The 26,544-nt window shown below is 36.1% G+C and carries 23 protein-coding genes and 11 pseudogenes; all 34 read right to left on the bottom strand.

Features of this window, described 5'->3' with window-relative positions; genetic code table 11:
- Positions 1-18: 18 nt before the first annotated feature.
- Positions 19-1,157: pseudogene (fliY, locus tag JCM13188_RS00885) on the bottom strand (flagellar motor switch phosphatase FliY).
- Positions 1,147-2,146, bottom strand: a pseudogene (gene fliM / locus JCM13188_RS00890) (flagellar motor switch protein FliM). The pseudogenes fliY and fliM overlap by 11 nt, the downstream one beginning before the upstream one ends.
- Positions 2,147-2,184: 38 nt before the next feature.
- Positions 2,185-2,607, bottom strand: a complete 423-nt coding sequence (locus tag JCM13188_RS00895; protein WP_054751488.1) for a flagellar basal body-associated FliL family protein — start codon at positions 2,605-2,607, stop codon at positions 2,185-2,187.
- Positions 2,600-2,819, bottom strand: a pseudogene (locus tag JCM13188_RS17420) (flagellar FlbD family protein). The gene JCM13188_RS00895 and the pseudogene JCM13188_RS17420 overlap by 8 nt, the downstream one beginning before the upstream one ends.
- A 40-nt stretch (positions 2,820-2,859) precedes the next feature.
- Positions 2,860-3,756, bottom strand: a complete 897-nt coding sequence (gene flgG / locus JCM13188_RS00900) for a flagellar basal body rod protein FlgG (protein WP_054751490.1) — start codon at positions 3,754-3,756, stop codon at positions 2,860-2,862.
- Positions 3,757-3,838: 82 nt separating this feature from the next.
- Positions 3,839-4,213, bottom strand: a complete 375-nt coding sequence (locus JCM13188_RS00905; RefSeq protein ID WP_054751491.1) for a TIGR02530 family flagellar biosynthesis protein — start codon at positions 4,211-4,213, stop codon at positions 3,839-3,841.
- Complete coding sequence (flgD, locus tag JCM13188_RS00910; protein ID WP_054751493.1) at positions 4,214-4,657, bottom strand: flagellar hook assembly protein FlgD; 444 nt, start codon at positions 4,655-4,657, stop codon at positions 4,214-4,216. It lies immediately after the preceding gene.
- Between the two features lie 2 nt (positions 4,658-4,659).
- Complete coding sequence (locus tag JCM13188_RS00915; RefSeq protein WP_054751495.1) at positions 4,660-5,265, bottom strand: flagellar hook-length control protein FliK; 606 nt, start codon at positions 5,263-5,265, stop codon at positions 4,660-4,662.
- Between the two features lie 31 nt (positions 5,266-5,296).
- Entirely contained in the window at positions 5,297-5,884 is a 588-nt protein-coding gene (locus tag JCM13188_RS00920) for a hypothetical protein (RefSeq protein ID WP_054751497.1), read from the bottom strand.
- 33 nt (positions 5,885-5,917) lie between these two features.
- Entirely contained in the window at positions 5,918-6,148 is a 231-nt protein-coding gene (locus JCM13188_RS00925; RefSeq protein WP_054751499.1) for a magnesium transporter MgtE N-terminal domain-containing protein, read from the bottom strand.
- A gap of 29 nt (positions 6,149-6,177) precedes the next feature.
- On the bottom strand, positions 6,178-6,474 hold the full coding sequence (locus tag JCM13188_RS00930) for a hypothetical protein (protein ID WP_279401203.1): 297 nt from the start codon (positions 6,472-6,474) through the stop codon (positions 6,178-6,180).
- Positions 6,475-6,478: 4 nt separating this feature from the next.
- Positions 6,479-6,925 (bottom strand): flagellar FliJ family protein, encoded by a 447-nt coding sequence (locus JCM13188_RS00935; RefSeq protein WP_054751503.1) that lies wholly within the window; start codon positions 6,923-6,925, stop codon positions 6,479-6,481.
- The gene (gene fliI, locus JCM13188_RS00940; protein ID WP_279401204.1) at positions 6,918-8,213 is read right to left on the bottom strand and encodes a flagellar protein export ATPase FliI; all 1,296 of its coding nucleotides are present in this window, start codon (positions 8,211-8,213) and stop codon (positions 6,918-6,920) included. Before fliI ends, JCM13188_RS00935 begins: the two co-directional genes overlap by 8 nt.
- Before the next feature lie 32 nt (positions 8,214-8,245).
- The gene (gene fliH, locus JCM13188_RS00945; RefSeq protein ID WP_054751507.1) at positions 8,246-8,986 is read right to left on the bottom strand and encodes a flagellar assembly protein FliH; all 741 of its coding nucleotides are present in this window, start codon (positions 8,984-8,986) and stop codon (positions 8,246-8,248) included.
- Entirely contained in the window at positions 8,979-9,992 is a 1,014-nt protein-coding gene (gene fliG, locus JCM13188_RS00950; protein ID WP_054751509.1) for a flagellar motor switch protein FliG, read from the bottom strand. Before fliG ends, fliH begins: the two co-directional genes overlap by 8 nt.
- A gap of 11 nt (positions 9,993-10,003) precedes the next feature.
- On the bottom strand, positions 10,004-11,233 hold the full coding sequence (gene fliF / locus JCM13188_RS00955) for a flagellar basal-body MS-ring/collar protein FliF (RefSeq protein ID WP_369404728.1): 1,230 nt from the start codon (positions 11,231-11,233) through the stop codon (positions 10,004-10,006).
- Positions 11,226-11,426 carry a hypothetical protein gene (locus JCM13188_RS20100; protein ID WP_369404729.1) on the bottom strand — a complete coding sequence of 67 codons (201 nt, stop codon included), beginning with the start codon at positions 11,424-11,426 and terminating at the stop codon, positions 11,226-11,228. The genes fliF and JCM13188_RS20100 overlap by 8 nt, the downstream gene beginning before the upstream one ends.
- Positions 11,427-11,620: 194 nt before the next feature.
- Positions 11,621-11,938, bottom strand: coding sequence for a flagellar hook-basal body complex protein FliE (fliE, locus tag JCM13188_RS00960; RefSeq protein WP_279401205.1), 318 nt, complete (start codon positions 11,936-11,938; stop codon positions 11,621-11,623).
- Between the two features lie 13 nt (positions 11,939-11,951).
- Positions 11,952-12,407: a flagellar basal body rod protein FlgC gene (gene flgC / locus JCM13188_RS00965; protein WP_054751512.1), complete on the bottom strand. Its 456-nt coding sequence runs from the start codon at positions 12,405-12,407 to the stop codon at positions 11,952-11,954.
- A 2-nt stretch (positions 12,408-12,409) separates the two neighbouring features.
- Entirely contained in the window at positions 12,410-12,799 is a 390-nt protein-coding gene (gene flgB / locus JCM13188_RS00970; RefSeq protein WP_054751514.1) for a flagellar basal body rod protein FlgB, read from the bottom strand.
- 219 nt (positions 12,800-13,018) lie between these two features.
- Positions 13,019-13,797: pseudogene (codY, locus tag JCM13188_RS00975) on the bottom strand (GTP-sensing pleiotropic transcriptional regulator CodY).
- 24 nt (positions 13,798-13,821) lie between these two features.
- A complete protein-coding gene (gene hslU, locus JCM13188_RS00980; RefSeq protein ID WP_439646600.1) occupies positions 13,822-14,760 on the bottom strand; it encodes an ATP-dependent protease ATPase subunit HslU in 939 nt (312 codons plus the stop codon).
- Positions 14,748-15,212: pseudogene (locus tag JCM13188_RS21615) on the bottom strand (AAA family ATPase); the annotation flags it as partial. The gene hslU and the pseudogene JCM13188_RS21615, both read right to left, overlap by 13 nt.
- Before the next feature lie 3 nt (positions 15,213-15,215).
- Positions 15,216-15,772 (bottom strand): annotated as a pseudogene (gene hslV / locus JCM13188_RS00985) (ATP-dependent protease subunit HslV).
- 18 nt (positions 15,773-15,790) lie between these two features.
- Positions 15,791-16,686, bottom strand: a pseudogene (xerC, locus tag JCM13188_RS21620) (tyrosine recombinase XerC).
- A gap of 283 nt (positions 16,687-16,969) precedes the next feature.
- Positions 16,970-19,045 (bottom strand): annotated as a pseudogene (topA, locus tag JCM13188_RS00995) (type I DNA topoisomerase).
- A gap of 128 nt (positions 19,046-19,173) precedes the next feature.
- Positions 19,174-19,998 (bottom strand): DNA-processing protein DprA, encoded by an 825-nt coding sequence (gene dprA, locus JCM13188_RS01000; RefSeq protein WP_054751518.1) that lies wholly within the window; start codon positions 19,996-19,998, stop codon positions 19,174-19,176.
- Between the two features lie 153 nt (positions 19,999-20,151).
- Positions 20,152-21,056, bottom strand: a pseudogene (gene sucD, locus JCM13188_RS01005) (succinate--CoA ligase subunit alpha).
- Between the two features lie 16 nt (positions 21,057-21,072).
- Complete coding sequence (sucC, locus tag JCM13188_RS01010; protein ID WP_054751521.1) at positions 21,073-22,233, bottom strand: ADP-forming succinate--CoA ligase subunit beta; 1,161 nt, start codon at positions 22,231-22,233, stop codon at positions 21,073-21,075.
- 123 nt (positions 22,234-22,356) lie between these two features.
- Entirely contained in the window at positions 22,357-22,620 is a 264-nt protein-coding gene (locus JCM13188_RS01015; protein WP_054751523.1) for an EscU/YscU/HrcU family type III secretion system export apparatus switch protein, read from the bottom strand.
- 136 nt (positions 22,621-22,756) lie between these two features.
- On the bottom strand, positions 22,757-24,178 hold the full coding sequence (locus JCM13188_RS01020) for a TP0910 N-terminal domain-containing protein (RefSeq protein WP_054751525.1): 1,422 nt from the start codon (positions 24,176-24,178) through the stop codon (positions 22,757-22,759).
- A gap of 13 nt (positions 24,179-24,191) precedes the next feature.
- A pseudogene (rnhB, locus tag JCM13188_RS01025) lies at positions 24,192-24,960 on the bottom strand (ribonuclease HII).
- 46 nt (positions 24,961-25,006) lie between these two features.
- Positions 25,007-25,856: pseudogene (gene ylqF, locus JCM13188_RS01030) on the bottom strand (ribosome biogenesis GTPase YlqF).
- A 314-nt stretch (positions 25,857-26,170) separates the two neighbouring features.
- Positions 26,171-26,515 carry a 50S ribosomal protein L19 gene (rplS, locus tag JCM13188_RS01035; protein WP_054751527.1) on the bottom strand — a complete coding sequence of 115 codons (345 nt, stop codon included), beginning with the start codon at positions 26,513-26,515 and terminating at the stop codon, positions 26,171-26,173.
- Positions 26,516-26,544 lie beyond the last annotated feature (29 nt).

The following is a 26,544-nucleotide window of genomic DNA, read 5'->3' on the forward strand; positions in this document are numbered from 1 at the left end:
TAAATCCCCCTATTTATCTTAATTTTTTAGTCGGTCTGATTTATTTAATATGTCTGTAACTCTTACACCAAAGTTTTCATCGATGACTACAACTTCACCTTTTGCAATTAATTGATTATTAATTAAAATATCAACGGGCTCTCCCGCTAATTTATCTAGTTCAATAATAGAGCCTGTATTTAACTCTAATATGTCCTTAATAGATTTCCTAGTTCTACCCAATTCAACAGAAACGTTTAGAGGAATATCCATTAATAAATCAAGGTTACGATGCTGAGCTGAACTAACATTTTCATTTGTTTCTTCAAAAGATGAAAATTCAGCAGATTCAATCTGCGCACCTTGCTGTTTGATATGACTATGCCCTAATGATTGGGGTTCACGTTTAGGTTCGTTTAGTTCTTGTGGTTCCTTAGATTCTAAGGACTCTTGTTGTTGGTTAGCAGCTTCTTGTTCTTCATTTGATTTATAAGTTGTTCAACGTAATTTTTAGCAAAATCTAAAGGCATCATCTGCATAATACTAGAATGAATTAAATTTCCAACTTTAAGTTCAAAGGAAACCTTCACAAAATAATCTTCATTAGGGACGTAATCCATGCCCTCCCCCGTCTTCACATCCATTACCACTGTTTTGGGAGGTGAAATATCAATTTTCTTATTAAATACTGATGATAAACTCGTAGCAGCTGTACCCATCATTTGATTCATAGACTCTTGTACAGCACTTAACTGAAGTTCACCTAATTCCTCATTCGGATTTGTCCCATCCCCACCTAACATTAAATCAGCAATCACGGCTGCATCATGATTTCTAATAATAAGCAAATTAAGGCCTTCAACACCTGTTGTATAATCTACAATCACTGCTACATGTGGTGTTGGAAACTCATCTACCAATTCCTGATTACTTACCAAGTTAACCGTAGGTGTTGTAATTTCAACCTTTTGATTTAATATTGTAGATAAAGTTGTAGCAGAACTACCAAAAGAAATATTACCCAGTTCACCTATAGCATCCACTTCCATAGTTGATAGGGCATCTTCTAATGGGGGACGGTTGTTCGAATTGGCTTGACTATCATTTTGTTCACTTGAGTTCTGCCCATTTAATAGAGCATCTATTTCTTCTTGGGATAACATATCATCATGACTCATTATCTTCCCCCCTATATTCTTCAATAACTTGTACAGCTAATTGTTTATTCTTCTTACCAGGCTGCACATAAAATTTCGGTTCATCATTTGCTGTTAAGGTGAGTGGATCCTGAATCTTATTGTCAAGGACGATGACATCATCTTGACTAAGATTAAGGAACTCCTCTATCGAAATAGTAGATTGACCTAACAAAACTTTTGCATCCACTTCTACTTTTTTAATGTTTTGACTTAATAGGTTATATTGTTCAGTATCTATTTCCTTAACATTTTCCTCCATCCAATAATGCATGGATAATTTAGAAATGATCGGCTCAAGAACAATGTGTGGTAAACAAATATTAATCATCCCGGTTGAATCACCAACCGTCGTGTTTAATGTAATCACGACAACTGTTTCATTTGGAGAAACTAATTGAACGAATTGTGGGTTCACTTCTAACTCTTCTAATTCAACTTCTATATCTATCATAGAAGCCCATGCTTCTTCGAGTTGCCCCATCGATTGTTCGAATGTCCTTTTCATAATCAAGGTCTCAATTTCAGTTAAGTTCTCAACTTTATTCACTCCAGACCCTTTACCACCGAGCATTCGGTCTAGAACAGCGTAGGCAATATTAGGGTTCATTTCAAAAACAATTCGCCCTTCTTAAGGGGAGACTGAAAAAATGTTCAAAATTGTCTTTTGAGGTACAGAGCGAATAAATTCTTCATATGGAATTTGCTCAACAGAAGCTAATTCAACATCCACATAAGTTCTTAACTGTGCAGATAAGTACGTCGTTAGAAGTCTAGCAAAATTCTCATGAATTCTTGACAGACCTCTCACTTGATCTTTAGAAAACCGTAAAGCCCGTTTAAAATCATAGACTTTAACTTTTTTCTGTTCTTGTTGATCTTCTTTTAATTCGTTTGCATCCATCTCCCCCACTCGAAATAGCGGAAAGTAAGGAATCAATTTCATTTTGGGATAAAACTTCTTCTGACATGAATTCACCTCCATTACTTGGAGTGAGTTAACATAACTCTACTGCAGTACTTTCTCAATAACATATACATCGGTCACTAATCCATCATCTAGTAACTCATTCAACTTTAATTTAATTGATTCTTCAATTTGGTCTAAACCAGTGCGAAAATCAACAGACTCTCGTACAGTAAGAGTTTTAATAATGGCATTATTTAACTGGAATCCTTCGCCTTTTTTTAAATAATTTAATGCTTCTTCTTGATCCGTTATAATACGAAACTTAATTTTAACAAAGGATCCATCCATTAAATCTGTTGTGATTTCTTCGGTGACTAATGAGTTTTCAAGTTGATCATCGATTGTTGGTTCACTTGCTTCACTAGTCGTATTGTCAATATAAAGTAAAACCACTATTGTAATCACACCAATTAGTGTTAAAGATACTAGACTAGTTAACATAATTTTGACAGGCTTACTCATCCTCAATCACTTCTTTCTGAGTCAATTTTATAAGTCCTATTTGTTGATAGTAATTCGTGATTGATTGTATTAAATCAGAAACTGGTTCTTTTACAAAATGTTTCTTACCATTTGATAACGTAATTGTTGTATCTGGTAATGACTCAATTTTTTTCTATAAACAATGCATTTAAAATAAATGATTGGCCATTTAATCTTGTAACTTCAATCATATTTAGGTTAGGGGACTAAATTTAGCCCCCTTCCTCCTTACTATCGTTTTAGGTTAACTAACTCTTGTAAAATTTCATCAGATGTTGTGATGACTCGTGTATTTGCTTGGAAACCACGCTGAGCGGTAATCATTTCTGTAAATTCTTCGGATAAATCAACGTTAGACATTTCTAATGACCCTGCAAAGATTCCGCCAACACCATTAGTTTGTGGTGTGTACAAGTCAGCTACATCATTAAAATCTGCACCGTCAGTAACAACTCCTGCGTTACCAGTAAGTTTATAAAGATTTCCTCCGGCCTTTTGTAAACCTTCAGGGTTAGAGAATTTAGCTAACCGGATTTCGCCTGCTGTCACACGATTACCATTCTCATCAATAAAGTCAACATTTCCATTACCACCAATACTAAAGCTTTGAGCCGTTTCTGGAATTTGAATACGACTTGCTACTTCATTTCCAGCATCACCAGTTGAACCTACTAAATATTGACCACTAGCGTTAACAATATATCCATCATTATCTAAGTAGAAATTCCCAGCTCTTGTAAAACTAATATTGTCTTGATCTAATTGAATAGTGTCCGCGTCTCCGTTAGCCAATTTTTCAGCAACAACAAACATCCCATCACCTTCAATTGATAAATCTAGAGGTCTGTTTGTCATTTGACGGTTCCCCTGCGTGTGAATGTTATCAATTGTTCCAGTTGATGAACCTAACCCCACTTGCATTGGATTTTGTCCACCTCTTACAGGACCTCCATCCGCATTCACTGGAGCTGTTGCTCCTTGCATGGTTTGACTCATTAAATCTGAAAACGTTAAACGCCCTTTTTTAAAACCGAACGTATTAACATTCGCTATATTATTTGAAACAACATCTAATTTTGTTTGAAAACTTTTCATACCTGAGATTCCTGTGTACATTGAACGTAACATAAAACCTCTCCTCCCATAATTTTTAAAATGTTTAGTGTCACTTCAGTCGGTCCGTAACACTTAGGCTTCCTTACGGTCCAGCCTAATCTGGTATAACAATGGTGCCGTTAATATTTGTTACAACATCTGCTTGTTGTCGGTCCATTGCTGTTATAATCGTGTGGTTTTTATTACTAGCAATTAAAATTGCATCTTTAAGTATGACAGCTGAATCTGTCACGCCTTTCTTTTCAGCTTCTTTCATCTTTTCACTGATCATGTCCCATTTTTGTTCAGTAATCTGTATATTTCGTTCATCTAATCTCTTTTGAGCATGTTTACTAACCGTAACTTTTTCTTTAGTAGCATGATGTAGAGCATCTTTAAACGATACCTGTCCAGATTTATCAGGTCTTTTACTTGTCGGTGGTTGTAATGGTAATGTCTGATGATGTATTGGGTTTATTTTATATGACATTTAAACCACCTCTTCCTCATTCATAGATGATTCAATTTGATAAACTTGTGCCGCACTGATTGTCTGCCCATTATTTAAGGATAATAGGATTTCATTTCCTTCCCTTTTCACGGATTCAACAGTTGCCGTTAATTCCTTTATTTCTTCCCCTTCTCTTGTCTGATAACTAACTTCTTTATCAATTAAGTTTGAGAACTGCAAGAAATTTTGACTGATTTGTTGATTAACAAAGCTTTCAAAACCGCTTGACATGTTTGTCATCTGTTCTAGCTGTGAAAATGAAGCCATTTGCGCGACAAAGTCTTGATCTTTCATTGGATCTAATGGGTCTTGATTTGTTAACTGGGTCATTAAAATTTTTAAGAAGGCATCTTTATCTAAATTAGCATTACCTTCTCTTGTTTGATTTTGACTATTTAAATAAAGTGACGAATCGACTTTCATCCTTACACCTCCTCTTCGAATAATAAATCTTTAAATGACTTTCCAGATTGTTCATCATTGGCATGACTATGTTCTTGTTCATCATGATCAGAACCTTGCTGTTTAGATGACTGTTCTTCTTGACCAAACAACTGTTGCTCGTCTGATGATAATGACTCCGCTTGTCGCTCAACAACGACTTGGTTAGGTGAAAACAGATGCCTCAATTGCTGCATATTTCCTTCTATCATCTCTTTTGCAACCTGTGTAGATACAGTAATTTTCACAGCCATTTGTCCATCAATTTGAGTAAATTTGAGTGACATATCCCCTAAATTAGCTGGCTTTAGCTGGATGGATAATTGTTTTTGACCACCTAACTGACTAAAACGTGTTTGTTGAATCATTTTCTGAAGTTGTTCAATCAATTGTTGTTGCGGCTGACTAGTTGTTGATTGTGATTGCCTCGATAAATGAATCACTAGTTGTTCTTGTTTAGACACAGCTGGTTGGTCGGCTAATGTAACTTTTCCACTATCTACTTGTTGAATTGATTGGCGCGGTAACTGTAATTTGTATTCTTGAAAACTATTTGACTGTTCTAGTAGATTTTTTACTGCTTTAACCAACTGACTCGAAACTTGATGTTGCGTCTGTTGCTTACTTTCTTTTCCAGAAACCTGATTGACAAAGTTTAGCCCATTTTGTCATCCAATCTTTAGGTAAATTAATTTTAGAATTTTGCTGCATTGTCTGACCTTGGGTCACAGCTTCACTTAACTGAATTATTTTAGCCAATAGATTTGTTTCTTTATCGTTAGCAGGTTGATGTAACAAACTTAACTGGCCATTTAAAGAAGCTTGATTCTGCTGTTTAAATATAACCATTCCGATTAACTCTAAGGCTTGATTCTTATTCATCATGGTTTGATCTTGAATCAAAGTTAAAAGTTGTTCTTCAAAACCTTCCCCTAATAATTGATTTAGCTGTTTTAGTGAGTCTATAAGTTCATTAGAGTTGCCTTCAATTGTAGAAAGGTCACCCGACATTAACTTTTGATATAAGCCCCTCAATGCTTTGTTAAAAGATTCCATAGCTTCAGTTAATAGCTTATTAGAACTCTCACTAGTTAAATGTTGAGACATTAAATCTTTAAACCCTTGCCCTTGAAGTTTGCCTGTGATTTCTGATGTCAATACTTGAGGTGCACGATTAACTTGAGTGACCATGTTCATCATCATTTCCATTTTTCCACCCCCTTTCAAAGGGAAGTAAATTATTTACTGATTCATCAACAAATTAGTAAATGATGCCGCATTTTCTGGGTTCATTTCACTCATAATTGTACCTCTTGCTTCATCAGGTAACTGAGATAAAATACGAACAGCATTCCCTTCGTTCATCTGAACAATAATGTCAGCTGCGTTACTTGCTTCCATCTCAACGAATGAATTCGTTAACTTCTTGATTTCTTCACCTTGATCAACCTGTTTTGTTTCTAGATTTTTCATCTCTTGTTTAAACTCTTCAATTCGCTTTTCTAGTTGCTGAATTTCTTGATCACGCGTTTTATTTGACTCTCTAAGTCAGCTATTTTTTGATCTCTATCTTTTAAAGTAGATTCATAGTGTTCTAATTCACGCTCTTCTTGTTTCTCTGTATCGGCAGAAATAAATGGAAGTTGATTTCCAAGCTCTTTAGCTTTATCCATTACATCAACCCCAGCTACACTAGAAATGATAAACCCAATAATGATAGCAAAGATAATCGGCACCATAATAACCATAAAAATCCATTGAAATTTATTCGATTGTTTTGTTTCCTGCTTTACTGACATATCATCACCCATTTAACCTAACGTACTGCTGAACGGAGATTTCATCAAGCTGTTGATTTTCTTCACTCTTAAGACGCTGTTTAATATCCATGACTCGTCTTTCTTTTACTTTCTCTAGCTTTTTAAATTCAAAGTGAGCTTTTGTACGCTTTTCTTCCTTATCATTTAGATTCACCCTAGCTTGATGAACTTTAGCTTGTAGTTCATTTTCTTGTTGTTTTAATCGTTCTAATTGTTCATGAGTGTTAACAAGTTCAAAAGCTTTCACACGTGTTTTCATACTGCTATTAAGCTTAGTTTCTATTTGCTCCTTAGCTTTTAGAATGCTGAACAAACGTTGACCAACATCTTCAAAATAATCCATAGCTAACTGGTATTGAACTTGTGATTCGTTAAAATGCCTTTCTTTTAACTCCATAATCTTTTCGATCGATTTTAATTGATTATTCACCTTTAACACCCACTAAATCTAGTAATTGTTGAATGGAATCATTAAAAGTTGATGATTGGTTCATAGATTGATAAAGATACTCCATAATCATAGGCTGATAATAAACAGCTTCATCAATATGGCTAGATGCCCCCTTTTGATAGGCTCCAATCTGAATTAATTCTTTATTCTCTTCATAAATGGCCAACCAATTTCTAAGCTTTTGACTGGCTTCAAGATGTTCAGGAGCTACAATCTTCTGCATTAAACGGCTAACAGATTTTAGAACGTTAATTGCTGGGAATTGTCCTTTTTCAGCTAAGGTTCGATCTAAAACAAAATGTCCGTCTAATAATCCACGAACTGCATCAGCAATTGGCTCATCCATATCATCACCATCAACTAATACGGTATAAAACGCTGTTATACTTCCTATTTGATCAGTACCTGTTCGTTCAACTAATTGAGGTAACATAGCAAAAACACTTGGCGTATAACCTTTGGTTGTCGGTGGCTCGCCGCTAGCAAGTCCAACTTCCCGCTGAGCCATGGCAACTCTCGTTAGTGAATCCATCATCAAATTAACGTGATATCCTTGTTCTCGGAAATACTCACTAACTGCAGTTGCAGTATAAGCACCTTTAATGCGTTGTAATGCCGGCTGATCAGAAGTTGCTACAACCACAATTGATTTCTTCAAGCCTTCTTCACCTAGTTCATGTTCAATAAACTCCCTTACCTCACGACCACGCTCACCTAGAAGAGCAAAAACATTAATGTCTGCATCACTATTACGAGCTAACATACCAAGTAGAGTACTTTTCCCGACACCGCTTCCTGCAAAAATCCCAACACGTTGCCCCCTGCCAACCGTCAAGCAACTATCAATTGCTTTAATTCCTGTTGTTAATGTTTCCGAAATAGGTGGACGCTTCATTGGATTAGGTGGTTCTCGGTCGGTTGAATACTCATCCAGCGGATAATCGATAGATTGATCTTCATCTATGATTGGTTCACCTAATCCATTTAGTACCTGACCGATAAGTTTTTCACTCATATTTACCGTTAATGGTTTATAAGTTGATTCGACTAAGCTACCCGGACCTATTTGGTTCGTTTTTTCATAAGGCATAAGAAGTACATGCTCATCTTGAAATCCTACGACCTCAGCTTTTAATGTCTTTTTGCTCTTCTTCTGATGAATGAAACAAACGTCTCCGATGTTAACTTCTGGCCCTTTAGATTCGATTAATAAACCTACATTCCGGTACACTTTACCATAGCGTTTTTTTAAAATCTTGATTTTCAATGGATTGAATAACTTCGTTAGTGTTAAGCAAGTTATTCAACCCCTTTATAAAGATTTGAAATTTTCTCAGTCATTTGTTGTAACTGTGTATCAACACTTGCATCAATAATTCCAATTGGCGTCTCTACTATACAAGATTGTTCTTGTAAAGAGGAATCAGGGAAAATTGTAAGTAAGACTTCTCTTGGAAACATTTGCTTTAATTGTTCTTTATGTTCTAGAACTAAACCATAATCATTTGGACTAACCTTAATCGTTACTTCTGAATGTTCAATTGTTTCTTTTATAGTTGACCTAACTATTTCAAAAAACTGACTTGTGTCTTCTTCAAGGTGTTTATGGATGATTTTCTCCGTACAAGATAAAGCAATGCGTAAAATGTCACGATCTGAACTCTTTATCAAAGAATGATATTCATCCTTTGTGAGTTCAACCATTTTTTGAGCATTTTGGATATGCTCTTCATACTCCGTTTTTGCTTCTTCTAGGCCTTTTTGATAACCTTCATTAAAACCGTTTCGCTTTGACTCCTCAAATAGTTGATTGCTTTGTTCAGTGATCTTCTTATGTATAGAATCAGCTTCATTCTTAGCTTCATCAATTATTTTCTGAGCTTCTTTTTTGGCTGATCCAATCTGTTCTTGAGCTTGTCTGTTCATTTCATCCAAATCAGGTTCATTAACTTCTTGTTTGTTATAAGTTTGATTGACCGATTTCAACTGAATAACTTTCTTAACATGTGTTGGTTCATTCCATTTGAATACGTTAGACAATAATATCGTCACCTCCACCTCGAGCAATTACAATTTCGCCCATTTCTTCTAATCTTCTAATGGTGGATACAATTCTCGTCTGTGATTCCTCAACATCTTTTAACCTTACAGGACCCATGTATTCTATTTCGTCTTTAACGGTCTCTGCCATACGATTAGACATGTTTTGATAAAGAACATCCTGCACTTCTTCACTAGCCACTTTAAGTGCAAGTATAAGATCTTCGTTTTCAACATCACGTATAATTCTTTGAATAGCTCGATTATCAAGAGTAACAATATCTTCAAATACAAACATTCTCTTTTTGATTTCTTCAGCTAACTCTGGATCCTTCATCTCTAGATCATCTAGGATCGTTCTTTCTGTTGAACGATCAACACCATTTAATATTTGTACAATCGACTCTACACCACCAGTTTCCGTGTAATCTTGAGTGACTGTTGTAGATAACTTCTTCTCTAAAATAGTTTCTACTTCGCTTATGACTTCAGGTGAAGCAGAATCCATAACTGCAATTCTTCTAGCGATATCTGATTGCTGTTCCTCTGGTAATAAGGAGAGCACTTGTGATGCTTGATCTGAATCCAAATAAGATAGTACTAATGCAATGGTTTGTGGATGTTCATTTTGTATAAAATTATAGATTTGACTTGGATCAGATTGTCTCGCAAAATCAAACGGTCTTACTTGTAGCGATGACGTTAACCTGCCAATAATTTGATTAGCTTGGTCTTCACCTAAGGCTTTTTCCAATACTGTTTTGGCGTAATTAATCCCACCTTGGGAAATATAATCTTGAGCCAAAGCCATTTGGTGAAACTGTTCTAATACTGCTTCTTTTTGCGAACCATCTACTTTCTTAACCGAAGAAATTTCAAGAGTTAACTGTTCAATTTCTTCTTCAGATAAATGTTTATACACTTGTGCTGAAACATCTGGACCAAGAGAGATTAAAAGGACCGCTGCTTTTTGTTTACCTGTTAATTCTCTTCTTTTAGTAGCCATTTCCTTGCCTCCTAATCCTCAGATATCCAAGTTTGAATTAATTTAGCAAACTCTTCTGGCTTATCTTTGGCCAGCTTCTCTAACTGCTTACGTCGCATATCTGATTCAGTTTCCACTTCTGGAATAGAAATTTCTTTTTCAATTTCTTGATCCATCACATCTTCAGAGTGAACCCACTCATTCTTCGTTTTTCTTCTTTTTGCCATTAAAAAGATTAATAGAATAATAACGATCACTATTACAGCTAAAGCTACATAAACCCCAGTCGGAATTGTTGGCACTTGGTTGGGTTCTTGTTCTTCATTCGAAAATGGTTGAAATGCGATATGTACTTTATCTGCAGGATTAAACGTTTCGTTATTAGCTGTGACTTCTGATGAGATTGATGTTTCAATCATTGATGAAAGAATAGATTGTATATCTTCCTCGACTGAGAGCATTTCTGCTTCAGATAATGTGACAGTCTCACCGTTTTCTTCAACAGTATTATCTACTGCTACCTGAATCCCTATATCTCTTACGTCATAAGGGCTTTCGACGATTTCTCGACGAACACGATTAAATTCATTATTGATCGTTTCACGAACATTTTCATACTCAGATAATTGGTCTGGATCTTCTTCACCCAAGTATTCAGGAATATCGGTTTCACCTTCTGGTATCTGACCTCCATCTATACCTGCGTACGTTTCAGTCACTCGCTCAACGCTAACAGGTAAACCTTCCATAGATTCTACATCTACTGGCTCAACTAACTCTTCTACTCGGTTTTCAACTGTAAAATCAATATCTGTAGTTACCGACACAACTACCTGATCTTGACCAATCATAGTGCCTAGCATTCTCTGTACACGACGCTGAAGATCTCTTTCAATATCTTCTTTTATGTTTTGTTGTTCTGCATATGTACTTCCACCACCAACCGAATTACTTTGGTTAAGATCGTAATACTCCGAGTACTGGTTCATAATAACAATATTTTCAGGTGGCAAGTTTTCTACTGCTTTAGAAACTAAATGATATAGACTTTGAATTTCACCCTGTTCAAACTGGTGATTATAGCTTGTATTTAAAACTATTGAGGCAGATGACTTACCCTGCTCATCACCTATAAAAACGGAATCCTTTGGCCTATTAATTAAGACTTTGGCTCCTTCAATACCATCAATTGTTGTAATTAATTCAGATAATTCCGTTTGCAGAGCATCTAATTCAATAATTTGTCTTTCCTCGCTAGTCATCCCCCCAAGAAACATTTTCACTAAAAAATGAATAGTCTATTTGTCCACTGTTGGGAATCCCTTGTGCAGCTAAGTTAACTAATAATTGATCTGCTTGTGATTCAGGGACTAAAATCGTAGTACCGCCATTTGAAAGGTCATACTTCACACCACGGCTATCGAGTTCTTCTGTTAATTGCCCGGCCTCTTGCAATGAAAGATCACTATATAAAGGCACCATATTGTTTGAGGTTAAAAGTGTTATCGACACAATAATTAGAAGTAGAGCTCCAATAATTCCGCCGATAATCCCGATCTTATGAGATTTGGACCTACCACTCCAAAATTCTACGATTTTACTTTTATATTTTGTATTGTTTCATTCATCGTAGTCCTCCGATTCTTTCCTTACCTAAAACTAAATTTGCATTCGCATAATTTCTTTGTAAGCATCAATAGCTTTACTTTGAATCTGTGTTGCCGTTTGCATTGCAACACTTGCTTTTGTGATGCAATCATCACTTCATGTAAATCGTTTATGTCTCCTGAAACTAACGCATTGGTTTTTTGGTCTGAGACTGTTTGAAGATTATTCACTTCATTAATGGCATCTTTCAATGCCGTAGCAAAGCGTGATTGCGTTTCACTAGGTGTTACTTGTTTACTAATATCATTTTGAACAGCTTTAAGATCTGTCTGTAAAAAGTTTTGATTGATTGGTTTCAAGAAGATTCAGCTCCTATCTTCCTATTTCTAAAGCTTTCATTAACATACCTTTAGATGCATTTAACGCTGTTACATTTGCTTCATAAGCTCTTGTTGTGCTCATTAAATCTATCATCTCTTTTAGCGGATCAACGTTTGGCATCGATACATATCCATTTTCATCTGCATCTGGATGACTTGGGTTAAAAACTTGTTTAAATGGCTCAGGGTCCTCAGTTACTCTACTAATTTTAACCCCGCCTGCCTCTCCTTCACGGACATCCATAGCATTTTTGAGCATCGAACTAAATCGTTCACCTTTAGCTTCCTGTATAGCCACTTTACGACGATAAGGTTCCCACTCTCCATCTTCGTTGATTCTTGCACGTGTTGTGTCAGCATTCGCTAAATTGGAGGAGACAACATCCATCTTAAAGCGGTTAGCTGTCAATGCACTTCCGCTAATGTTCATGCCATTAAATATGCTCATTGTTAATTACCTCCATTTAAAACACTTTTAATTGAATTAAATTTACCATTAATTCGTTCAACAAGTGCTTGATAATAGATCTGATTTTCCGCCAACTCTGTCATTTCCTTATCAATGTCCACACTATTACCATTGTGATTATAAGTCACTCCATTTTTCTCTCTAATTTGTATAACTTGATCTGAGTGACCAAATGGAATATGATTTTCATTCGTCCGTTTGGCTTGAAAACTATTTTGAGCATGTTCAAGTTGCTTTTTAAACGATACATCTTTAGCTTTATAATTTGGCGTATCGACATTAGAAAGGTTTTGAGCAATTACTTTATTTTTAGTTGATGAATAATTTAAACCTTGTTCCAAATTATGTATAGTATCACTAAACAACTTCATCCAAACACCTCACTCTCCCAAATTCTCGTCGAAATTCTACATGAATTTACAAATTGATTACATTTTTATGTATACATTATTACATAAATCGAGACTGAATGATACAGTTTAACAGGAATTTTTATGAAATTTGTCGATTGCTTAAACCCTTGCGGCACAAGACATAAAAAAGGACCAGGTCTTTTGACCCAGCCCTTTTAATGTCGTATTTGAGCAATTTTATTTAATACTGTGTTTTTCTAATTCAAATAGAAATTTATCATTTAATACTTTAATATACGTACCCTTCATACCTAAGGAACGAGATTCAATCACACCAGCACTTTCTAGTTTACGTAGTGCATTTACAATCACAGAACGTGTAATTCCAACGCGGTCTGCAATTTTACTTGCTACTAATAACCCTTCTTGACCATCAAGCTCTTCAAAGATATGCTCAATTGCTTCGAGTTCACTGTAAGATAACGAGTTAATAGCCATTTGGACCACGGCTTTACTGCGTGCTTCCTCTTCAATCTCTTCAGACTTTTGGTGGAGAATTTCCATTCCTACACTGTTGCCGCATATTCAGCCAAGAGTAAATCGTCCTCTTCAAATGAGTCTTCTAAACGACTTAAAATTAAAGTACCTAAGCGTTCACCACCGCCGATAATTGGAACAAGTGTTGTTAAGCCATTTGCAAATAATTCTTTGTTCTCAACAGGGAATGCTGTATAGCTGCTGTTAATATCTAAGTTAGCTGTCGTTTCGTTTATGTTAAACAATTGCTGTGTGTATTCATCTGGAAAACGACGGTCTTCTAACATTTGTTTCATGCGCTCATTTTCAATTTCTTGATTGATCGCAAAACCTAATAACTTCCCTTTACGACTAAGTACAAATACATTTGCTGAGATCACATCACGCATTGTTGCTGACATGTCGTTAAAATTAACTGCATTTCCTTTCGTTTTTTGTAGCATAGCATTGATAACTCTAGTTTTCTCTAATAAATTCATAATTCTTTCCTCCTAATATAATTTTTATAAAATAAACTGAGACAAGTCTCTATTTTTTACAATTTTAGATAGTTTGTCATCCACGTACTGTGACGTGATTTCAATTGTTTCCATATTGATATCTGGTGCTTCAAACGATAAATCTTCTAGTAATTTTTCCATAATCGTATGCAGCCTTCTTGCGCCAATATTGTCTGTTTCTTGGTTCACTTCAAATGCAACTTCTGCAATCCGTTTAATAGCCTCTTCTTTAAATTGAAGCTTTATTCCTTCAGTTTCTAAAAGTGCCGTATACTGTTTAATAATGGCGTTAGAAGGTTCGGTTAAAATATTTATAAAGTCTTCAATCATTAGCTTGTTTAATTCAACTCTGATTGGAAACCTTCCCTGCAGTTCTGGAATCAAATCTGAAGGTTTAGCCATATGAAAAGCACCTGCTGAAATAAATAACATATGGTCTGTCTTAACCGCTCCATGCTTAGTCATAACCGTTGAACCTTCAACAATCGGTAAAATATCTCGCTGCACACCTTCACGTGATACATTGGCATGTCCTTCATCTTTGCCACAGACTTTATCAATTTCATCAATAAAGATGATTCCTGATTGTTCAGCTTGTTCTATGGCGACTTGATGAATATCATCCATGTCAATCATCTTTTCAGCTTCGATCTGTGTTAAAACTTCACGAGCTTCACTTACTGGTAAACGGCGTTTCTTTTTCTTCTTGGGCATGAACTGATTAAACGCGTCCTGCATATTCATTCCCATTTGTTCAATACCCGAGCCTTGAAGCATATCAAACATGGAAGATTGCTGTTCCTCCACTTCAATGGTAACCATTCGATCTTCCAGCTCCCCAAGCTCTAGTTGACGTTCTATTTGCTGTCTTTGCTGTTTCACATCTGTTTCTTCTTGATCTGTTTGCTGTGTTGGCTCTTCATTGGTATTGTTAAATAACATTTCAAAAGGATTTTTCATTTGTTGGTTTTTTTCTTAGATGGTACTAATAATTCGATTAAACGTTTATTCGCCATTTTGCGGGCTTCATCTTGAATTTCTAGCATCTTTTCTTCTTTAACCATTCGCACGCTAGTATCGACTAAATCACGTACCATGGACTCAACATCTCGCCCTACATACCCAACTTCAGTAAACTTGGTTGCTTCTACTTTTATAAAAGGGGCACCGACGAGTTTAGCTAAACGTCTTGCTAATTCGGTTTTACCGACACCTGTTGGCCCGATCATGAGAATATTCTTTGGAACAATCTCCTCACGAATATCTGGTGTCATTTGCATTCGACGATATCTATTTCTTAACGCAACAGCTAAAGCCTTTTTTGCATCTTGCTGACCAATGATATACTGGTCAAGCTTTTCAACTAACTGGCGTGGTGTTGCTTTTGTGCTCATCCTTTACTCTCCTTTACCATCTAGTGTTTCAACTATTATCTGATCGTTTGTAAAGACGCAAATCTCACTCGCTATTTCTAGTGCTGCTTTAGCAATTCCCTCAGCAGATTGATCTTGGCTATATCGCTTCAATGCTCGCCCAGCACTTAATGCATAGTGACCACCTGAACCGATCGCTAGAATTTGATCATCTGGTTCGATGACCTCACCTGTACCAGATACTAATAGTAATGTATCTTGGTTCATAACAATGAGCATGGCTTCTAGCTTTCTTAACACTTTATCACTACGCCACTCTTTAGCTAGCTCTACTGCAGCTCGTGTCAAATTACCACTATATTGTTCCAGGTAAGATTCAAATTTTTCAAATAAGGTAAAGGCATCAGCAACTGAGCCTGCGAAACCAGCCAAAACCTTTCCATTAAAAAGTTTTCTAACTTTACGTGCTTTATGCTTCATAACAACTTGATTTCCAAATGTCACTTGCCCATCGCCACTCATAGCGGCTTTTCCATTATGTAAACACGCAAAATTGTTGTAGCATGAAATTGTTGTTCCAATATACCTCTCTCCTATTTTTAAGATCTCGGATGAGCATTCTTGTAGACATTCTGCAAATAATCCTTTGTTACATGAGTATAAACTTGTGTTGAAGATAAACTTTCATGACCTAACATTTCTTGAACAGTTCTTAAGTCAGCACCTTCATTAAGCAAGTGTGTTGCAAACGTATGTCTCAATTTATGAGGATGAATGGTTGATGTTAATGAAGCTCGTTCAATCATTTTATTCAAAATATATCGAACGCCTCTTCCAGATAATGGTTGACCACGATTATTTAAGAATACCGAATTATAATCTTCGTTGCTGTTACTTAATAGTTGTTCTCGCCCTTCTCTTAAATAAGTCTTCAACGCATGTTCAGCAAATGAACCAAAAGGGACATATCTTTCTTTATTCCCTTTTCCATGTATTAATATCGTGCTAATATGAAAATCTATGTCATTTTTATGAATTTTCACTATTTCACCAACGCGCACTCCTGTTGCATAAACAATTCTAGCAAGGCCTGGTTGCGCTGGCCTAATGGTGTTCTTAAGTCTTCAACTTCAAACAATTTCACAAGTTCTTCTTCATAAAAAAATTCTGGCAAATGTTTTTGTGCCTTTGGCATTGTCACTTGTTTAAAGGGATTATGCGAGACAACACCTTCTTGCTCTAAATAATGATAATACGATCTTAAACTAGATAATTTACGCGATACGGAACGTCTTGACAATTGCCTATTGTATAAATCTGTTAAATAAATCCTAATAATAGTGTGTGTTACATCTTCCAGATGTTGGATGGCTTCTTTGGATAAAAAGTATAAAACTGATTGATATCATCAGTATAACTTTTAATCGTTAATGGAGAAGCGTTTTTTCTCGACTTTTAAAAAATCTTCAAAGGCATTAATTAAACTGTCATCCAATTTAACGTCATTCCCCTTTCCAAAACGATTAAATTTTATCAAACTTTTCAAAGTATTTCAACAATTTTCTACTAATATTTTAATTATACTATTTTTACTGCCTACCAATGGGTAATTCTATATGAATGAGAATTGTGAGTCAATTTAAATATCTTAACTACAAACATCTTTCACAATTCGGATACATAATATTCAATTTATTGAAAATTTCTTGGAATGAAAAGACAAAAGCGCAAGTTACTCAATAATTGAGTACTTTGCGCTTTAATACATTTAATCTAATTTATTGTTGTTCAGTTTCTTTATAATCGCATTCCGTACAAACGATTTGAGTGCCTTTTTTCTTTTTCTTCTCAACTAGTAATGATTGACACTTTGGACATGGTCTTTCAATTGGTTTATCCCATGACACGAAGTCACACTCTGGAAATCTGTCACAACCATAGAATGTTCTTCGCTTTTTACTTTTACGCTCGACAACGTTTCCTTCTTTACATTTAGGACATTTTCACACCGATTTCTTTTAAAATTGGTTTGGTGTTTCGGCAATCAGGGAAATTAGAACAAGCTAGGAACTTTCCGTAACGTCCCATTTTATAGACCATTTCGTGTCCACACTTCTCACACGATACTCCCGCTGGTTCATCCCTAACTTCCACTTTTTCAATTTCTTCCTCTGCTTTTTCAAGTCTTTTCTCAAAGTCTTCGTAGAAAACCGAGATAATTTCTCGCCATTCTTTAGAACCTTCCTCAATACGGTCTAAATCTTTTTCCATCTTAACTGTGAACTCTACATCAATGATTTCAGGGAAATATTCTTTTATTAATTCAATAACAATTTCCCCTAATTCAGTTGGGATAAAACGTTTATTATCTAATGCAACATACCCTCTTCGCTGAATGGTATCTAGTGTCGGTGCATAAGTTGAAGCCTGCCAATTCCTTTTTCTTCAAGTGTTTTAACTAACCTTGCTTCTGTATATCTTGGTGGCGGCTGAGTAAAATGCTGTTCTGGATTAATTTCATCTGCTTCAACAACATCGCCTTCTTTTAATGGCGGTAGATTCTTCTGATCATCTTTCTTCTGATCATCTGTTCCCTCAACGTAAAGCTTCATAAAACCTTTAAACTTAACTTGAGAACCAGATGCACGGAATTCGATATCATTATTCCACAAGTGGGCTGTTACTGTGTCTAAAATCGCTGGAGCCATCTGACTCGCCATAAAACGTTCCCAAATTAATTTGTATAGCCTATATTGGTCACGTGATAACTTATCTTTAATTTGAGATGGTGCGCGTTTAGGTGAGGTTGGTCTAATTGCTTCGTGAGCATCCTGAGCACCCTCTGAGTTCTTAGCTTTTCGATTAGCGCCTAAAAACTCTTTTCCATACTGATCACTAATCCAAGTTCTTGCATCACCTTTAGCTGTGTCTGAAATACGAGTTGAATCTGTTCTCATGTAAGTGATTAAACCCGTTGTTCCTTCACGGCCACCTAAGTTAATCCCTTCATATAGTTGCTGCGCAACCATCATCGTCTTCTTGGCTCTAAAATTTAATTTACGGTAAGCTTCTTGTTGTAATGAAGAAGTTGTAAAAGGTAATGCCGGATTACGTTTACGCTCCCGTTTATTAACTTTTTTAAACTTCAAATTTTTGGCCATCCAATTTGTTTAAAATTTGGTCAACATCATCTTTAGATTTAAGGTCTTGTTTTTCGCCTTTTTCTCCATAGAATTTGGCCTCGAAATTTTTTCTTACCTTTTTGAAAACGACCCGTAATGGACCAGTATTCTTCTGGTTCAAAGTTTTTGATTTCATTTTCGCGGTCTATAATCATTTTAACTGCAACGGATTGAACCCGACCAGCGCTTAGCCCTTTTTTAACTTTCTTCCATAATAATGGGCTAATGTTATAACCAACCAAACGGTCTAACACTCGTCTAGCCTGCTGTGCATTCACTAAGTCCATATCAATACTTCTTGGATGTTTAAAAGATGCTTTGACGGCATCTTTGGTGATCTCATTAAACACGACTCTGCACTGACCTTCATCCACATTTAGCGCATGTGCCAAATGCCATGCAATGGCTTCACCTTCACGGTCAGGGTCGGCTGCGAGATATACTTTTTTTGCCTTTTTAGCTGCTTTCTTTAAATCATTTAAAACAGGACCTTTACCACGTATCGTTATGTAACGTGGTTCAAAATTATTATTAACATCTACTCCTGTTTGACTTTTAGGTAAATCTATAACATGTCCCATTGAAGCTTTCACACTATATTTTTTCCCTAAATATCTCTCAATTGTTTTGGCTTTTTGCTGGAGATTCTACAATTACTAAATAATCTGTCATGTACCGAATCCTCCTACGAGGTATTTTGCAATAATTAATGATTCATTCATATGATAAATAAATCTGTTTCATTATTAAATAAATCTATATCATTTGTCAAACATCAATTTTCGACAAATATACTTTTTTTAAGCATTTTCGTCAAGTAAAATCGAAGCGTTTTCATGAACCCAGTGTACAATTTCTTCAGGTTTTACAAGAGGAGTCGCCCCTTCCTGAATTAATTTCAAACAACCTTGTGCTTGATTTAAAAAGATGGAATCAGGTACGACAAAAACTTCTTTACCTTGCTCTAAAGCTTGATCAGCAGTAATCATGGTTCCACTTCTCTCAGCCGCTTCAATGATCAATGTTGCTGAAGATAATCCGCTTATAATTCGATTCCTTTCAGGGAAATGCCATTTCTGTGGTCTAGTTTCTGGTGGGTATTCTGAGATGACTAAACCTTCCTTCGAAATTTGTTGAAAAAATTTCTTATGTTGAACGGGATAAATATGATTAAAACCAAACCCTAAAATGGCAATTGTTGAACCATGATACTCTAACGCATATCGATGTGCCATGATATCAATACCATAAGCAAGACCACTGACAATAGTTGTGTTTAATTGAATAAGCGGATCTAGAAGTACATTTATCTTTTGTTGTGCACTAGGAGAAGGCTGCCGTGTTCCAATGACTGAAATTTTAAGTGAGTTTAATAATTGTTTATTTCCTTGCCAGTAAAGAACTAAAGGGGGATCTGGGATTTTCCTTAATGAATTAGGGTATTCCGAACTTAGTATAGTAATAGGAGATAATCGTTTATACGTTTCAAATTCTCTTATTACAAGATCTGGATAATTTAAGTATTTAAAAAGTAATGAAGCTTGTTTAGGGGAAAGTTTAAAGAGATGCACGAGGTCTTGTGAAGAATAATCAAATAATTGCTCAAAATTGCGATCTCGTGTCATGTAGGTAAGAATTTTCCTTCTACTCAAACCTTTAAAACGGGTTAATAAAAATAACTTAAATGACGAAGAGTATTTCAATCATTATTCACCTCATTTATAATATTGTATTTAAAAATCCCCCGAATCTATAAAATAAATTCGGGGAATTGTCAATTAATTAATGAGTTTTGTTTTATCGATTAGGTCGTTTTCTTTTAGTACTTCAATCATTGTTTGACCCATAACTGCTGGTGTTTCTGCAACCTTAATGCCGCACTCTCTCATGATGCGCTGCTTTTCTTCAGCAGTACCTTTACCACCAGAAATAATCGCACCAGCGTGGCCCATACGTTTTCCTGGAGGAGCTGTAGCACCACCGATGAAGCCAACTACTGGTTTTGTCATGTTCGCTTTAATCCACTCAGCAGCTTCTTCCTCAGCTGTACCACCGATCTCACCAATCATCATAACTGCGTGAGTTTCAGGGTCTTCGTTAAATGCTTTTAATACATCGATGAAGTTTGTACCGTTTACAGGGTCCCCACCTATACCAACTGCTGTTGATTGACCAAAGCCTTCTTCAGATAACTGATGAACAGCTTCATAAGTAAGGGTACCAGAACGAGAAACAACTCCAATGTGACCTTTTTATGAATGTAACCAGGCATAATTCCAATTTTACATTCATCTGGAGTAATAACACCTGGGCAGTTAGGTCCAACTAAGCGAGTTTTCTTACCTTCCATATAACGCTTAACTTTAACCATATCTAAAACTGGAATATGTTCAGTAATACAGATGACTAAATCCATTTCCGCATCTACTGCTTCCATAATCGCATCTGCTGCAAATGGAGCAGGTACATAATAACTGATGCATTAGCGCCAGTAGCATCTACTGCATCTTGAACTGTGTTATAAACAGGTACACCTTCTACTTCTGTACCGCCTTTTTTTAGGAGTAACACCAGCAACGATATTTGTTCCATAATCAAGCATTTGTTTCGTATGGAATTTAGCTGTTCCGCCAGTGATACCTTGAACTAATACTTTAGTATCTTTATTAATATAAACGCTCATTTTCGCCCGTCCTTTCTTATTTTACTAATGATACAATCTTCTCAGCTGCATCTTGCATAGATTCTGCAGATGTAATATTTAGTCCAGATTCATCTAAAATTTTCTTACCTAATTCAACGTTCGTACCTTCTAAACGTACCACTAATGGAATCTCTAGGCCGATTTGTTTTGTAGCTTCCACAACACCTTCAGCAATAACATCACACTTCATAATACCACCAAAGATGTTGACTAGAATTCCTTCAACATTATCATCAGATAAGATAATCTTAAATGCTTCTGTAACTTTCTCAGCTGTCGCACCACCACCAACATCTAAGAAGTTAGCTGGCTCACCGCCAGAATGCTTAATGATGTCCATAGTAGCCATTGCAAGACCTGCACCGTTAACCATACAACCAATGTTACCGTCTAATGCAACATAGCTAAGGTCATATTTAGATGCTTCGATTTCCTTCTCATCTTCTTCATCTAAATCACGATACTCTTGTACATCTTTTTGACGGAATAAAGCGTTATCGTCGAAGTTTAATTTAGCATCAAGTGCTAATACTTCCCCATCACCAGTTGTTACTAGTGGGTTAATTTCTGCAATTGAGCAGTCTTTTTCAACGAATACTTGGTAAAGGCTCATCATGAATTTAACTGCTTTACCTAATAATTCATCAGGAATATTCATATTAAATGCTAATCTTCTAGCTTGGAAAGGTGTTAAACCCGTGACAGGATCAACAACTTCTTTGAAGATCTTTTCTGGAGTTTCAGCTGCTACTTCTTCAATTTCGGTTCCACCTTCTTCAGAACCCATCATAACGACACGTGAAGTCGCACGATCTAGTACGACACCAATGTAGTATTCTTTTTGAATGTCGCAACCTTCTTCAATAAGTAAACGTTTAACTTCTTTACCTTCTGGACCTGTTTGGTGTGTAACTAAAGTTTTTCCTAAAATCTCATCCGCATAGTTGCGAACGTCATCTAAGTTTTTAGCAATTTTGACACCGCCAGCTTTACCACGGCCACCTGCGTGGATTTGCGCCTTTACAACAGTAACGTCTGAACCTAATTCTTCTGCTGCTTTAACTGCTTCATCAACAGAGAAAGCAACTTTACTGTTAGGAACAGCTACATTGTACTTGCGGAAAATTTCTTTCGCTTGGTACTCATGAATGTTCATGATCCATCCTCCCATCAATCTGTAACTACAAAAATATAGAATTTGGTTATGTTAAAACCACACCGCTTTTATTATACATAAAATTCGGCATATACAAAAGAAACTAGACATATAAAGTCGAATTTAATCATATTTTTTATCCGTTTGATAGATAAACGCGAAAACTTCAGCTACAATCTCGTATAAATCCTCCGGGATAGTTTCATTTATATTTAACTCATCTAATAGATTAATTAATGTTTCATCCTCATAAACTGGTACCTCATGTTCAGAAGCTCTTTCAAGGATTTCTTCTGCTACAAGACCATGGCCTTTAGCTACAACTTTTGGGGCTACGTCTTCGTGATCATCATACTTTAAAGCCAATGCTTTTTGTCTTTTATTCATACCCTGTAATCAACTCCTGATTCAATCGGTAGATCTATTGATTTATGTGACTTTATCTCTTGCTCAAAAAGATCTTTAAATGAAACATTAACAGTTTTAAATCCCTGATTCTCTAACCTCTTAACAACTTCAGGTACTAAAGGTTGAGTGATGTATTTAACAGTTTAGGTTGTTCATGAAAAATCATTAAATCTAAATGATCTTGTTGAACTCTTAAATCCATAACCGTTTGATTTAGTTTTGGTAAATCTAAGTAAAAGATAACCCGGCAATGGCTAGGTGATAGCTTTCCGTTTTCTTGTTTTTGCCCTTCGAAATCCATAAATAAATCTTGATTTAAACCTAAAGTTTCTTTAGGCAACTGAGCTGTAAATGACATAAACTCCCTTGTTAAGTCTTGATTGGATAAGTGCATCGCATTCATAACTTGATTGAATTGTTGTGTCGAGTCGGTAAAAGTAGATTGACCGACCTGAGACTGAACAGTTTTCAGTAATGATTGAATACTAGGGTAGTCTTGATGAGGCATTCGTTCACTTTGCGTCAATTGGAAAAAGGCTTTTATTTGTTGTCCTATTTGTTCATGTTTGTCCCCTAAAACCATAGCAGATAGAGCTCTCCAGAATACCAATGCTTTATTTTCTTGAATTGACAGCTCGCTTTGGCTTATATTTGTCAATTGTTTACTTAATTGAGCAATATCAATATTACTTAAATTAAATGGCATAGGTGTTTGATTAGTTGGATTTTGAAAGTTTAGCGTTGCTCGACCTTGTTGACTCCAGTTTTTCCACTGGCTTGACCATTGATCAAATGTTAGTTGATTCGATATAACGCCAGCCTGTTTAAATAATTGAAATAATGTTTGGGAACCATTTCTTATTTCTTTTAAAGCTTGATAGGCGATTGATTCTTGAAATTGCTGAGAACTAATGGGTTTAGATTGCAAGATAGACAACCTTTGACTTAATTGAAACGTCTCTTCAGTAATTGGTAGATTAGTCAACTGATTTTGTATGGTATTAAAGGTTTGTGATATTGAAATTGGCTGATTAATTCTCTGGTGAACCCCCTGAAACACCTCTTGATTTAATGGTAAATTTTGTTTAATCATAGATGACAGTACATTATTCTGATTCGGTACTTGATTTTGCTTCATAAGATGTATTAAATCTGATATTTGATTTGGTTTGATTGGCAGTTGCTGTTTTAAAAGTTGAGCCAACTGCAATTGTACACTTCTGGGTGCCTTTTGGTGGTTGGCCTGTACGAGTTGTTTTGCTGCATCTTTATATGAATGCACCTCTTGTTGGTTAACCACTTTTAATTGAATGGCCGGCTTGGTCCCTTTAACTTGCATGAGATAATGCTTATTTGCTTCTAAAGAGGCGTCCATTTGTGCGATTACCTGATGACCAGATAAAGAAACAGCAGCCTTGTTACCAGGAAAAAACTTAGTAATTTTCCCAGTAATGAGCTGCCCTTCTCTCAATGTCAGTATGTTTGATATACGTTGATTTTGTTTGATGGAAGAAATCGTTTGACTAACTGATTTCATGATCAACACCTACTTATGTATATTGACGAACAGGTTGGAATGAACGCCGGTGATAAGGCGTGACACCATACTCTTCAAGTGCATTCAAGTGAGCCGTAGTTCCATACCCTGCATTGCGATCAAATTGATACATAGGATAATCTTCGCCCAATTTTTCATAATTTGATCTCGCTCAACTTTGGCAATAATGCTTGCTGCTGCGATCGAAATGCTCTTAGAATCTCCCTTTACGATCGATTCTTGTGGAACTTTTATAACTTCGAGTCTCATGGCATCTAAAAGCAAGTAATCGGGCTCCATATGAAGTCCTTCTACTGCACGCTGCATAGCTATTTTGTCGCTTGATATATATTATAATAGTCGATCTCTTTAGCATTAGCCTGGCCCACACTCACTGCTAAAGCCTGTTCTTTAATGATATGATAATATTCTTCACGCTTTTGTTCGGAAAGAGCTTTTGAATCATTAATTCCTGGTAAATAGAAGTCATTAGGTAGAATGACCGCGGCTGTTAAAACAGGACCAGCTAAAGGGCCTCTGCCAACTTCATCAACTCCAGCGATTAATTGATAACCTTCTTGATATAGACGATTTTCGTTTTCCGACATCTTGATAAAGTGTTCGTTTAGATTAGCTTCTTTCTCTTTTTCTTTGTAGAAGCGATCCAACAGTTTTTTAACACCTTTTCGTTCATCTTGTTTTACTTTTTCAAGCCATTCTTGTGAGAATGAGTGACTCGATAATTTTTCTTTAATCACCGCAATGGTTTCGTTCTCTTTCACTATAAAGTTCCCCCACTATTCTAAATATCGGTTACAGATGAAAAAATTAAAGCGAATCTATATGGTCAAATGTGACATTTCCAAGTTTCCCATTTCTCAAATCTTGAAGAATGACATCAGAAGTTTTATCGTAATCCACTACACCACCAGAAGCAAGACAGCCTCTTTTCTTACCAATAGTATCAAACCAAACAACAATATCTTCTTCCTCTATATCTAATTGGTAACGATCTTCTAAAAACGCTGGATAATGTTCTTTCATGAATTTTAAAACATAAACCGCAATATCATCTAAATGTAAGATTTGATCTTTGATTGACCCAATGGCAGCTAGTTTATAACCTACTTCTTGATCTTCAAATTTTGGCCAAAGGATTCCTGGAGTATCTAAAAGCTCGAATTCACCTTGAATTTTTATCCATTGTTGTTTTTTTGTCACACCAGGTTTGTCACCTGTTTGAGCTCTCTTTTTATTAGCTAAGCGATTGATTAATGTGGATTTTCCGACATTTGGTATCCCTAGAATCATTGCGCGAATGGATCGAGGATTAATACCTTTTTCTTTGCGTTTATCATTGATAGATTGACCCATTTGTTTAGATGCTTTAATTAACGATTGAATATCATTTTTTGGCTAACATCAACAGCTAAGGCTTCATGACCTTGAGTTTTAAAATGATCGATCCATTCGTTTGTTCGTTTGGGATCAGCTAAGTCCTTTTTCATCAGAACGATTAGTTTTGTTTATCACCTAAAACTTCGTGTAGCATGGGGTTTTGGGAAGATTGTGGTGCACGTGCATCGACTAGTTCAATGACGTAGTCAACTAATTTTAGTTTTTCTTGAACTTCACGTTTGGCTTTTGCCATGTGACCGGGAAACCATTGGATTGTCATCCATGTCACCTCTCTTGTTATAGTTTAAATAGTTTATAGCTCACGGTGAACGCTTGCCGCGGGCACGGCTTCAACTTCCTAAAACTTACTCCGTTCGTTTTAGGGGATTTTCAACTCGTGCTGTTCCCGCAGGCGTCGTCACCGTTCGCTTTACTCTTAACTTCAAACTAGAATTGTTTTAATAATTAATACAAAATGTTTGTTTTTCATCCTCACGAAACGCCCTTAAAAAGCGAGAGCATAACCTGTAAAATTAAACCTCAGTAAAGAAAAAGGGACCTGACCAATGGCCAAGCCCCCCCTTTTGATATTCATTAGCGAATTTCTTTAATTCTTGCAGCTTTACCACGTAGGTTACGTAAGTAATAAAGTTTCGCACGACGTACTTTACCACGACGAGAAACTTCAATCTTGTCAAGACGTGGAGAATGTACTGGGAACGTACGTTCAACTCCTACACCGTATGATACCTTACGTACAGTGAATGTTTCACTAATGCCGCCACCGCGACGCTTAATAACAACACCTTGGAATACCTGAATACGTTCACGGTTACCCTCAACAACTTTAACGTGAACTTTTACTGTATCACCAGCACGGAATTCAGGAAGATCTGTACGTAACTGATCTTGAGCTACTTTGTTTAGAAGTTCTTGCATTCTCTTTCACTCCTTCTCACTAATGCTCA

Origin of the sequence: Piscibacillus salipiscarius JCM 13188 (genome assembly GCF_001311865.1) — a bacterium.
Taxonomy (GTDB): Bacteria; Bacillota; Bacilli; order Bacillales; family Alkalibacillaceae; genus Piscibacillus; species Piscibacillus salipiscarius.